Annotated in this window: 11 protein-coding genes; 7 read left to right on the forward strand and 4 right to left on the reverse strand. The window is 63.9% G+C overall.

Annotation, left to right across the window (positions count from 1 at the left end):
* The coding region (locus tag EOA75_RS20710; protein WP_127325033.1) for a hypothetical protein at positions 1 to 266 on the forward strand (266 nt) is incomplete at its 5' end.
* A 96-nt stretch (positions 267 to 362) separates the two neighbouring features.
* On the opposite strand, the gene EOA75_RS20715 is transcribed toward EOA75_RS20710, so the two are convergent.
* Together EOA75_RS20715 and EOA75_RS20720 are read right to left on the reverse strand one after the other, a co-directional pair.
* Positions 363 to 1,070 (reverse strand): purine-nucleoside phosphorylase, encoded by a 708-nt coding sequence (locus tag EOA75_RS20715; protein WP_127325034.1) that lies wholly within the window; start codon positions 1,068 to 1,070, stop codon positions 363 to 365.
* 176 nt (positions 1,071 to 1,246) lie between these two features.
* A complete protein-coding gene (locus tag EOA75_RS20720) occupies positions 1,247 to 3,826 on the reverse strand; it encodes a PAS domain-containing sensor histidine kinase (protein ID WP_127325035.1) in 2,580 nt (859 codons plus the stop codon).
* A 208-nt stretch (positions 3,827 to 4,034) separates the two neighbouring features.
* On the opposite strand from EOA75_RS20720, the gene EOA75_RS20725 reads away from it, so the two are divergent.
* On the forward strand, positions 4,035 to 4,745 hold the full coding sequence (locus tag EOA75_RS20725; protein ID WP_127248002.1) for a flagellar biosynthetic protein FliO: 711 nt from the start codon (positions 4,035 to 4,037) through the stop codon (positions 4,743 to 4,745).
* A gap of 84 nt (positions 4,746 to 4,829) precedes the next feature.
* On the opposite strand, the gene dksA is transcribed toward EOA75_RS20725, so the two are convergent.
* Positions 4,830 to 5,246, reverse strand: coding sequence for an RNA polymerase-binding protein DksA (gene dksA / locus EOA75_RS20730; protein ID WP_040972254.1), 417 nt, complete (start codon positions 5,244 to 5,246; stop codon positions 4,830 to 4,832).
* Positions 5,247 to 5,501: 255 nt separating this feature from the next.
* Between dksA and EOA75_RS20735 the strand changes: the two genes are divergently transcribed.
* The 4 genes from EOA75_RS20735 (at position 5,502) to EOA75_RS20750 (ending at position 9,262) form a co-directional block, all read left to right on the forward strand.
* A complete protein-coding gene (locus EOA75_RS20735) occupies positions 5,502 to 6,005 on the forward strand; it encodes a histidine phosphatase family protein (protein ID WP_067319736.1) in 504 nt (167 codons plus the stop codon).
* Positions 6,006 to 6,068: 63 nt separating this feature from the next.
* Positions 6,069 to 7,532, forward strand: coding sequence for a YcjX family protein (locus tag EOA75_RS20740; protein ID WP_127325036.1), 1,464 nt, complete (start codon positions 6,069 to 6,071; stop codon positions 7,530 to 7,532).
* A complete protein-coding gene (locus EOA75_RS20745; RefSeq protein WP_127325037.1) occupies positions 7,529 to 8,608 on the forward strand; it encodes a YcjF family protein in 1,080 nt (359 codons plus the stop codon). The genes EOA75_RS20740 and EOA75_RS20745 overlap by 4 nt, the downstream gene beginning before the upstream one ends.
* Positions 8,609 to 8,734: 126 nt before the next feature.
* Complete coding sequence (locus EOA75_RS20750; protein ID WP_245466694.1) at positions 8,735 to 9,262, forward strand: hypothetical protein; 528 nt, start codon at positions 8,735 to 8,737, stop codon at positions 9,260 to 9,262.
* A gap of 68 nt (positions 9,263 to 9,330) precedes the next feature.
* Here the strand turns inward: EOA75_RS20750 and EOA75_RS20755 are convergent, their stop codons facing one another.
* On the reverse strand, positions 9,331 to 9,597 hold the full coding sequence (locus EOA75_RS20755; RefSeq protein ID WP_127325039.1) for a hypothetical protein: 267 nt from the start codon (positions 9,595 to 9,597) through the stop codon (positions 9,331 to 9,333).
* A 273-nt stretch (positions 9,598 to 9,870) separates the two neighbouring features.
* Here EOA75_RS20755 and EOA75_RS20760 point away from each other — a divergent pair.
* Positions 9,871 to 11,082, forward strand: a 1,212-nt coding sequence (locus EOA75_RS20760; protein ID WP_127325040.1) for a monovalent cation:proton antiporter-2 (CPA2) family protein, incomplete at its 3' end; no start/stop codon positions are given.

An 11,082-nucleotide genomic window follows, 5' to 3' on the forward strand; every position in this document is an offset into this window, starting at 1 on the left:
GCCTCTTCATCAATCTCGGCGACATCACCATCAAGGGCAATGTCTATAGCGGCCCAGTGACCTTCGGCACGTCGGGAACCTACAACTACCAGATGGACGCCAATGGCGAGATCAGCTGGCTCGGCCCGCTCGGCGGCTATACGAGCGGCGGCAACTCGATCTCGCTGACACAGGCGACGCTCGACGATCCAGGCGCTCCCTCCTTCGACATCATCATGAAGCAGCAGGACGGCGCCTTTACCGCCTCCACCTGCACGAAACATTGATCGAACAAGGAACTTCGCTTCGATGCTGCGCACAACCTGCCGCTTTATCTGCGGGTCGCCGGTCGACAGCCGAGGGGCAGTTGAAGCGGAAACCGCCTAAGCAGTGACCGCGACTTCCAGTGCCAGGCGGGTCATGTCGGTGAACAGCGCCTGGCGTTCGGAATACTCGGTCTGCTCGTCGGCGGCGACGTGGTCGACCACGGTCAGCAGCGATAGGGCGCGCGCGCCGAACTGCGCCGAAATGCGGTAGAGCGCGCTGGTTTCCATGTCGACCGCCAGCGCGCCGAGCGCCCTGGGCTCGTCGAAGCGGGCGCGGCCATCGGGATGATGGAAGATGTCGCTGCAGACGGTCAGGCCGGCGCTGCAGGCAATGCCGAGATCGGCGGCCCGCTGCAGCGCCAGCGCATGGAGCGCCTCATCGGGGCCGGCCGGCTGGTAAAGTCCGAACACCTGCCCGCTGATCGGGCCCTCGGGGCGCACGGCGCTTGAAACGACCAAGCCCCGCAGCGGAACGTCATCCGACAATGCGCCGCATGTTCCTGTGCGGATCAGCGTCTTCACGCCATGATAGTCCAGCAACTCATGGGCATAGATCAGGAAAGAAGAGACGCCGATGCCGGTTGCCTGGATGCTGACCGGCTTACCGCGGAAACGGCCAGTGAAGCCGAGGGCGCCCCGACGGAGATTGATGCAGCGCGGCGCCTCCAGAAAAGTTTGCGCCATCCACTGCGCGCGCTCGGGGTCGCCCGGCAGCAGCACCGTTTCGGCATAATCTCCCCTGCCCGCCTCGATGTGCGGCGTCACGCGCTATCACCCCCATGACAGGACCCATCCGATCGCCATCATGGCAGGCTCGCTGCAATGTGCAAGCGATAGCTGTTTAAGACATGTCGTCTAAAAGGGCGCAGCGCTTTTGGGGAAACGACCTGCATCAAGCAATGATCTGAAGCGCGTCCCCTGATCTGCTTCACCGATGCGCTTTAAGATTCCAGCACGTCTTTGACGATCGTCGCCAGTTGCTTGAGCGAGAATGGTTTGGGCAGGAAGCCGAAATGCGCGTCGGCCGGCAGGTTTTTGGCAAAGGCGTCCTCGGCATAGCCGGAAACGAAGACGAATTTTATGTCCGGCTGGCGCTTGCGCAATTCGCCGAGCAGCGTCGGCCCGTCCATTTCCGGCATCACCACATCGGACACGACGATGTCGACCTTGCCGCCGAGTGCCTCGAAGACCTCCAGCGCCTCGACGCCGGAGGAAGCCTCGTGAACGGTGTAGCCGCGCGAAGTCAGCGCCCTCACGCCGCCCATGCGAACGGCGTCCTCGTCCTCGACCAGAAGCACGGTCGCCGAACCTGAGAGGTCCTTCGCAGTGTCGGCCGGCTTGGCTGGAGCTGCCGCCGCCGCAGTGTCGGCAGATTCGCTCGCCTTCTTCACCTCCGTCACGTGACGCGGCAGGAAGATCCGGAACACCGTGCCCTTGCCGACTTCGGAATCGCAGTAGATGAAGCCGCCGGTCTGCTTGATGATGCCATACACCATCGAGAGGCCAAGGCCCGTTCCCTTGCCGACCTCCTTTGTGGTGAAGAACGGCTCGAATATCTTCTTCAGCACCTCCGGCGCGATGCCGCTGCCCGTGTCCTCGACCTCGACCAGCACATAATCGGCCGGGATAAGCTCGCGATACGGGAACGATTTGCACTCCTCGGCCATGACGTTGCGGGTGCGCACGGTAAGATCGCCGCCGGTGGGCATCGCATCGCGCGCGTTGACGGCGAGATTAACCACCACCTGCTCGAATTGGCCGATGTCGACCTTGACCGGCCACAGATCGCGCCCGTGGTCGATCTTCAGCCTGATATCGTTGCCCACCAGGCGGGCAAGCAGCATGCGCAGATCGGCAAGCACATCGGTCAGGTTGAGAACTTCCGGCCGCAGGGTCTGCTTGCGCGAGAAGGCCAGCAACTGCCTAACAAGCGACGCCGCCCGGTTGGCGTTCTGCTTGATGTTCATGATGTCGGGGAAGGACGGGTCCGACGGCCGGTGGTTGGTGAGCAGGAGGTCCGACGCCATGATGATGGCGGTGAGCACGTTGTTGAAGTCGTGCGCGATGCCGCCGGCAAGCTGGCCGACCGCCTGCATCTTCTGGCTCTGCGCCATCTGGCCCTCGAGCGCCTTCTGCTCGGTAGTCTCGACGGCGTAGACGATGGCCGATTCCTCCGCACCCTCGCTACCGGCGCCGTCGGCGACGGCATTCACGTAGAAGCGGATGTGGCGCTCCTCATGCCCAGGCAGCAACGAGTCGATCGGCTCGATATTGGCCTGCCGCTGCCGCGCCTTCTCGAAGGCGGCGGCGAAGGCCGGCCGGTCGCGTTCATGCACCACGCTTTCGAAACGCACACGCCGGTCGACAGCGTCCCGGTCGACGACGGACGAAAACAGCGACAGGAACGGCGCATTGGTGCGCAGGATGCGCCCGCCGGCATCGACGCCGGCTATCGCCATCGGCGTCGAGTTGAAGAAACGCGTGAAGCGCACCTCCGAGGCGCGCAGGTCGGCGGACGCGTCCTCACCCTGGGTGCGGTTGAGCACGATGGTGCGCGTCGGCCCGTTCACTCCTTCGCGGCTCGCCGAAACGCGGTGCATGAAGCGGACGGGCAGTGCCTGGCCGCTCATTGTCGTCAGATCAAGGTCGATGACGGCGTTGCGCGTGGCGCCGGGATCAGCCTTGACCGAGCGGACGAGCGCCATGCCGTCGCCGGCAACGATCTCCGGCAGCGTGACCGCGCCCGGGGTGAAGCTGGCAAGGTCGATGCCCAGCCAGTCGGCAAGCGTCGCATTGATATAGGTGACGCGGCCTTCCTGGTCGGCCGAGAAGAAGCCTGCGGGCGCGTGGTCGAGATGGTCTATCGCCTTTTGCAGGTCGAGGAAGAAACGCTCCTGTTCCGCCCGCTCCTGCGAAATGTCTGCGATCTGCCAGGCAAGCAGCGGCAGCCGCTGGCCCGGCACGTTGAAGGCGCGCGCGCGGACGCGGTACCAGCGCGCGCCCGGCTCGGCCCCAGGCTTGATCGACTGCGCCAGGCGGAATTCACCGTCGCCCGCCTGGCCGTCGCGCAGGCCGGACGCCAGCCGGTAGATGGTCATCGAGGCCTCGGGGACGTCCGAAAGCAGCCCCTCGACCGTCTTGAGGTCCGCCGCCGAAGCGGCCCCCGTCATCTCGGCATAGGCCCGGTTGGCGTAGATTACGCGACCCTTGGTGTCGGTGACCAGGAGGCCTTGCGACATTGAATCGACGAACGCTTTGGACAGCTCGTCGCCGGTTGAACGCGGGGCGATCTGCACGAAGCCGATCGCCGTCGCGAACAGAAAGCCGACGCCGATCATGGCGAGCACGCCAAGCATGCCGAGCAGGAACGGATCGCCGAGGCGCTCGCGGAACAACCCGAAAACGACCGCCGCGCCGGTCAAAACGACGATGAAGATGATGAGCCTGGCGATGGCGCCCGGACGCGTGTTTTGGTCGACGATCGGTACCGGATAGAAATCGCCGCGCGTTTCCTTGGCCATGTGCCCCCTGCTCGTGATTCCGATGCCCCGACACCCGCGAACGGCCGGTTGAATCACATTCTCCTGTAGCGGAAAAGGCCCGGACGGCAAATGTCCGATAAAATCAACGATTCATGTTTCAAACTGTTCACGATGGGTGATGTCGCCTTGCGGAGGCTAGTCCCTAAGGTCTAGTGTCGCGTCACTTCAAAGGCGATTGGGTGCACCGATGCTGCAGTGGCTGGATAGCGTAGCGGGGCCGGGTTACGTCGCTGCAATTCTATGGACGTTCGCGGCCCTTGTTCTGCTGGTCGTGGTCCTGCTCGTCATCAAGGTAGTCCGCAACCTGACTTTCGGCACCTTCGTTGCCGGAGGCCGGAATCGCAAGACACGGCTCGCCGTCATGGACGCCACCGCTGTCGACAGCCACCGCCGGCTGGTGCTGGTGCGGCGCGACGATATCGAACACCTCATCCTGATCGGCGGCCCGACTGATGTCGTGGTCGAACGAGACATAAGGCTGGCAGCACCTCGCCGTCCGGCGCTGACCGGAGACAGCGGCCAGCAGCAGGCCGCCGCGCCGCGCCCGCGGGCGCCTCAGCCCGCACCCGCCCCGGCCAGGCAGCCGACCGCACCGGCGCCGGCTCCCGTGAGCGAGCCCGTGTCGCGCCCGCGCGCGGCGCCCCCTCCGGCAAAGCCGCCGGTACCGCCTCCCCCGGCCGCGAAAGTCATGCCGCTCCCTGCGTATGGGACGAATGGTACCAGCCGGCAGGCCCCGCCGCAGCCCTCCAACGACTCGATCGACGACACACTGATGCACGAGCTCGAGGCATCGTTGGAGGAGTCCCATTCCAAACCGGCAAGCAAGCCGGCGGCGAAGCCCTCGCTCGATGACGAGATGACCAAGCTTCTCGGCGAGCTGGCCAGCCACAAACGCTGACCTCCAAAGGATTGCCGCTCAAAAAAGAAAATGGCCGGAAAGATCCGGCCATTTTCGCAAAACCTGCGTCTGTCCCAACCCGCGTCAATCGTCGCGGTAGACCTTCTCGCGGCGTTCGTGGCGCTCCTGCGCCTCGATCGACAGCGTCGCGATCGGGCGGGCGTCGAGCCGCTTCAGCGCGATCGGCTCGCCGGTTTCCTCGCAATAGCCATAGGTGCCTTCGTCGATGCGCTGCAGCGCGGAGTCGATTTTCGAGATGAGCTTGCGCTGGCGATCGCGGGCGCGCAGTTCGATGGCTCGGTCGGTTTCGGAAGAGGCGCGGTCGGCTAGGTCGGGATGGTTGGCGTTTTCTTGCTGGAGGATTTCGAGTGTTTCACGCGCTTCGCGAAGGATGTCATTCTTCCATGTGATAAGCTTCTGGCGGAAGTATGATTTCTGCCGTTCGTTCATGAACGGCTCGTCTTCGGAGGGTACGTAATCGGCGGTAACGATGTCGTTCATTCGACTCACCCAACAACCCCAAATTTGGCGCCTATATATTCGCGGACAAGGGGCTGCACAAGCGGAAACAATAACAGTTTCACGCATTTGTTAGTCTTCGCAGCAGCAGGCATTCGCGGCGGCCATTTCTCAACGGTCGGGATCGAATTCATCAGCGATTCGGCGCGGTTGCGCGTCCTATGCCATTGTGCACGACACCGTTCTGGTGACTAATCGCCAAAACGCTCAGCGTATTCAACATAAAGGGGGAGCCGGTTGAGCAGACTTTATCTGTTGAGGCATGCCAAAGCCGGATGGGCGCTGCCCGGTGTTCGTGACTTCGATCGTCCGCTCGACGAATCGGGCATGGCCGACGCTGAGGCGATGGGTGACGCCATGCGGGCCCGGGACTACGTGCCGGATGTCACGCTCTGCTCCAACGCCAAGCGAGCACGGCAGACCCTGGAAGGCCTTGCGGGCCGCACCGACACCGGCCGGGTGCTGTTCTTCGACACACTCTACAGCGAAGATGCCGCCGGTTACCTCGAAATCATTCGTAAGAACGGCGGGGCCGGCTCATTGCTGGTGATCGGCCACAATCCGATGACCGAGGACCTGGCCATGGCGGTGTCGGGCGACGGCGATGAGACCGCGCGAGGCATGCTCAACCACGGCTTTCCCACTTCCGGACTCGCCGTCGTGCGTTTTCCCGGCAATCTCGGTGAAGCAGGCCAAGGCCGTGGTTATCTCGAGGCCTTTCTCAGTCCCGCCGATCTCTGACACCATTTCAAACGCCTTGCCCAAGGCCTATATCGGGCCCTGACGGGCGACCCAGAGGCAGATTTGGCATCATCGCTGACCACTTTCACCGACGAGGCGAGGATTGCGCTCGACACGTTGTCGGGCCGGGCCGCCGGGCTCTTCTCCCCATCCCTGCGACTGGGCGTCACCGGCCTCTCCCGCGCCGGCAAGACGGTGTTCATTTCCGCTCTCGTCCATAACCTTATCCATGGCGGGCGGCTGCCGCTGTTCGAAGCGCAAAAATCGGGCCGCATCGCCCGCGCCTTGCTCGAGGAGCAGCCGGACGACGCCGTCCCGCGCTTCCAGTACGAGGACCATGTCGCGGCCCTGGTCGACGACCGTGTCTGGCCGGATTCGACGCGCGCCATTTCAGAGCTGAGGCTGACCATCGAATACGAGTCGGCCTCCGGCTGGAACCGGCTGTTTTCGGCCGGAAAGCTGTCGATCGACATCGTCGATTATCCCGGCGAATGGCTGCTTGACCTGCCGCTGCTCGGTAAATCTTTCGCCGATTTTTCGCGCGAGGCGGTGGAGCTGGCCGCCCTGCCGGTCCGCTCCGACCTGTCACAGGCGTGGCAGGAGCTGGCCTCCTCGGTCGATCCGGATGCCGACGCGGACGAGATGACGGCGCGCCGTCTCGCCGAAAGCTTCGCCGCCTATCTCACGGCCTGCAAGCTCGACGAACGTGCGCTGTCGACGCTGCCGCCGGGTCGTTTCCTGATGCCGGGCGATCTCGAAGGCTCGCCGGCGCTGACCTTCGCGCCGCTGATGAAATTGTCCGAACGGCGCCGCCCCGGATCGCTGCAGGCGATGATGGAGCGCCGCTACGAAGCCTACAAGACCCATGTCGTAAAGCCGTTCTTTCGCGAGCACATCACCCGTCTCGACCGCCAGATCGTGCTGATCGACGCCATGCAGGCGCTCAACGCCGGCCCGGCCGCCATGGCCGACCTCGAACGGGCCGTCACCGAAATCCTCTCCTGCTTCCGACCCGGGCGGGGCAATTTCGTCACCGACCTGTTTTCGAGGCGCATCGACCGCATCCTGGTGGCGGCGACCAAAGCTGACCAGTTGCACCACGAAAGCCATGACCGGCTGCAGGCGATCGTGCGCCGCCTCGCCGACCGCGCGGTGGCGCGGGCCAATTTCAGCGGCGCCGATGTCGATGTGGTCGCCATGGCGGCGGTGCGCTCGACCCGCGAGGGCATCGTGAAGCAAGGCCGCGAGACATTGCCGGTGATCATCGGCACGCCCTTGAAAGGCGAGAAGATCAACGGCGAGACATTCGACGGCAAAGCCGAAACAGCCATATTTCCCGGTGACTTGCCGGAAAAGGTCGATCCCGTGTTCGACGCTTCCGGGCAGCAGGCGGAACACAAGGCGATCCGTTTCGTGCGCTTTCGTCCGCCGAAGCTCGAGCGGACGGCCGAAGGCGTCACGCTGTCTTTGCCGCATATTCGCCTCGACCGCGCGCTTCAGTTCCTGATCGGAGATCGTCTGGCATGAATCCGCCCCGCAAACCGGCGGCCTTCCGCATCGAGCCCGAGCCCGCGCCAAGGCACGAGGCGCCGCAGAAGCATGGCACCGAACAGCCCCTGCGCAGGCCACGCGCCGCCAGGGCCGATGTCGCCGTGGTCATTCCCTCGGAGATCGACGTTTTCGACCAGCCGGATATTGAGCAGGGTCCGCCGCCACAGGCGACCGCTCCAAGGAGGCGCACGCTGCTGGCACGCCTGTTTTTCGGAGCTTTCGGCGTGCTTGTCTCGCTCGCGGTGGGCCTGTGGACGGATCAGCTCATCCGTGATCTTTTCGCGCGCGCCGAATGGCTGGGCTGGCTGGCGGCCGGCATGGCGGCCATCGCGCTTTTGTCGCTGCTGATCGTCCTGATCCGCGAGTTCCTCGCCATCGCACGCCTCGCTGAGGTCGAGAAACTACAGCGACGGGCCGTGGATGCGGTGGCGCGCGACGACCCCAAGGCCGCGCGCGTTTTGGTCGACGAGCTTTCCGCCTTTGTCGCAGCTAAACCGGAGACTGCGGCCGGCCGCCGCTCGCTCGCCGAATTGCGAGGCGAGATCATCGATGGCGCCAATCTGGTGCGGCTCGCCGAGACCGAGATTCTGTCGCCGCTCGATGCCCGCGCCAAGATGATGATCCTGGAGGCCGCGAAGCGCGTCTCGCTAGTGACGGCGGTCAGCCCGCGCGCGTTGGTCGACGTCGCCTATGTCGTGTTCGAAGCCGGCAGGTTGATCCGGCGCCTGTCGGAACTTTATGGCGGCCGTCCCGGCACGCTGGGCTTCTTCCGCCTGGCGCGCGGTGTGCTTGCCCATCTCGCGGTGACCGGCTCGATCGCCGTCGGCGACAGTTTCGTGCAGCAGATCGTCGGCCACGGCCTTGCCGCGAAGCTCTCGGCAAAGCTTGGTGAGGGCGTCGTCAACGGCATGATGACGGCGCGCATCGGCATCGCGGCGATGGAAACGACGCGCCCGCTGCCGTTCATTGCGGTGAAGCGACCGGGGCTAGGCGATTTCCTCTCGGCATTGACCTCGTTCGCGACGCGAAAGGATGGCCGAAGCGAGCAGTAAGGTAAATGCAGAAACGGTCGCCAGTGACGAAGCATTAACCAATCTTCTTCATGGTCACTCTGGTTCCAACAGCAGACTCGTTCGTGCCGGGTGTTGTCAATGAGAAGCGTAATCTTGTCCTGCGTCATGACCGCAACGGTTGCGGCCGCCGTACCGCTCGGCCTCGTCGAAAGGGCCTTTGGAGCAGAGGCTGACAAGCAGTTTTTCCGCTCGGTCGAAGGCAAATGGGTCGGCCCTGGCGAAATCATCGCCGGCAAATACAAGGGCACGAAATTCACCTGCAATTTCAACGGTTCCACGCCGGGCGGCAAGGTCGGCATGACGCTAGACGGCGACTGCCGGGTCGGCGTCTTCACCCAGAAGATGTCGGCGACGGTCGAACGCCGGGGCCGGGATGGTTACAAAGGCACTTTCATGGGCGGCTCGACCGGCAACGGCATGGACATTGTCGGCGGCAATGTCGTCGATCCCCAAAAGGTCGTCTTCACCATTAACCGCAATCAGTTGAACGGCGTCATGCAGGCGCGCGTTCCCGACGACAATTCGATGACCGTGACGGTCGCCGTGCGCGTCGACAAGCAGCTGGTGCCGGTCATCGGCATGAGCCTAAAGCGGGTCGACACGGTCGAAGTCGGCTCGATCGCGAAGAACTGAGCAAAGGCGATCGAGGAAGACAAAAGGCGGCAGCCAATGGCCACCGCCTTCTTTCGTTTTGACTTGGCTCAACCCTTGATGGCGGCAGTCACTTCGTCATATGCCTTGCAGGCTTCGTCCAGCGTCGTGGCATTCTGATATTTCGTCGTCACGGCCTGCACCTTGGCCGTCAGATCAGCCGCCTTGCTCGGATCCTTGGTGATTGCTTCCTGAAGCGCGGCAGCCATGTCCTGCGCCTTCTTGGCGGCGATCTCCTGTGTGCACTCCGGTCCCTTCGAACAGGCCGAAACGGCCAGCGCCGCAACGCCAACGGCAACGAGCAAAAAATTCTTCATGTCAGTCATCTCCTCAAAAAAAGGCAGCGGCCCATCGCCGCTGCCCTCCAATGGCTGAAGCTCCATAGCCAAAGCCTACCGGCCTTAACCTTTGATTGTGGCGGCGCGCAACGACCGGGCTCCGTAAACTTGTGTACGAAGCTGCAGCGGGAGTTTGCCTGACGGCACACGCTCGTTTTCGGGCCGACACCCCTGCTCTTCCTGCCAGGCCCCCTGCCCTTGCCTCGCACTCCCGCTGCATGCAAGGAGTGCTGAAACGAAAGGACGGTAGTCATGGCGGCTGAAGCATCGGGCAGCGATCTCGTACAGGTAGTGGCGCTGCTCGCTGCCGGCGTGATCGCCGTGCCGATCTTCAAGCGCATCGGGCTGGGCTCCATCCTCGGCTATCTCGCTGCCGGTGTGGTCATCGGGCCGTTCGGCCTCCGCATTTTTTCCGAATCGGAAGCCATCCTTCACGTCGCCGAGCTTGGCGTCGTCATGTTCCTGTTCATCATCGGCCTGGAAATGCAGCCGTCGCGACTCTGGGGCCTGCGCCGGGAAATCTTTGGTCTCGGCGCGCTGCAGGTTGGCGTCTGCGCCGTTCTGTTGACGCTTGTCGGCCTGGCCGGAGGCTTTCCGATCGCGCAATCCTTCGTCGCCGGCGCCGCCTTCGTGCTGACCTCGACCGCGATCGTCATGCAACTGCTCGAGGAGCGCGGCGAGATCGCCGCGCCCAAAGGGCAGCGCATCGTCTCGATCCTTCTGCTCGAAGACCTGATGATCGTGCCACTTCTGGCGCTGGTGGCGTTCCTGGCGCCGGGGGGCGCGGAGACCAGCCTGTCTGAGCGCTTGACCGAAGTGGGGATCGGGATCGCGGCGATCGTCGGCCTCGTCGTGGCCGGTCGCTATCTGCTCAACCCGCTCTTCCGCATCCTGGCCGATGCCCGCGCCCGCGAAGTGATGACGGCCGCCGCCCTGCTGGTGGTGCTTGGGTCGGCGCTAGCCATGCAGCTTTCCGGTTTGTCGATGGCGATGGGTGCGTTCCTCGCCGGCGTGCTGCTCTCCGAATCGACCTTCCGCCACCAGCTCGAAGCCGATATCGAGCCGTTTCGCGGCATCCTGCTCGGCCTGTTCTTTCTTGCCGTCGGCATGTCGCTCGACCTTGGCGTCGTCGCCCAGAACTGGCGCCTAGTCGCCATTTATGTCGTCGCCTATATGGTCATGAAGGGGCTCGGCATCTATCTGGTCGCGCGTATGCTCAAGAGCGGCCATCGCGAGGCGCTCGAGCGCGCCGTCGTCATGGCCCAGGGCGGCGAATTCGCCTTTGTGCTCTATTCCTCGGCCGCCGTCGTCGGCATCATCGACGGTCAGGCCAATTCCACGCTGACCGCCATCGTCATCATCTCCATGGTGCTGACGCCCGTGGCTATCTTGGCTCTGCGCTACCTCACCCCGCGCGACGAGCAATCGCTGGAAGGCGTCGACATCGCCGACGGGCTAACCGGC

Origin of the sequence: Mesorhizobium sp. M1A.F.Ca.IN.022.07.1.1, assembly GCF_003997575.1 — a bacterium.
In the GTDB taxonomy this organism is placed as follows: domain Bacteria; phylum Pseudomonadota; class Alphaproteobacteria; order Rhizobiales; family Rhizobiaceae; genus Mesorhizobium.

What these genes read in the sequence shown, in the direction of transcription:
- EOA75_RS20750 (WP_245466694.1), top strand. Translation starts at nt 8,735, where the DNA reads ATGACCGCAACGGTTGCGGCCGCCGTACCGCTCGGCCTCGTCGAAAGG.
- EOA75_RS20755 (WP_127325039.1), bottom strand. Translation starts at nt 9,597, where the DNA reads ATGAAGAATTTTTTGCTCGTTGCCGTTGGCGTTGCGGCGCTGGCCGTT.
- EOA75_RS20720 (WP_127325035.1), bottom strand. Translation starts at nt 3,826, where the DNA reads ATGGCCAAGGAAACGCGCGGCGATTTCTATCCGGTACCGATCGTCGAC.
- dksA (WP_040972254.1), bottom strand. Translation starts at nt 5,246, where the DNA reads ATGAACGACATCGTTACCGCCGATTACGTACCCTCCGAAGACGAGCCG.
- EOA75_RS20745 (WP_127325037.1), top strand. Translation starts at nt 7,529, where the DNA reads ATGAATCCGCCCCGCAAACCGGCGGCCTTCCGCATCGAGCCCGAGCCC.
- EOA75_RS20725 (WP_127248002.1), top strand. Translation starts at nt 4,035, where the DNA reads ATGCTGCAGTGGCTGGATAGCGTAGCGGGGCCGGGTTACGTCGCTGCA.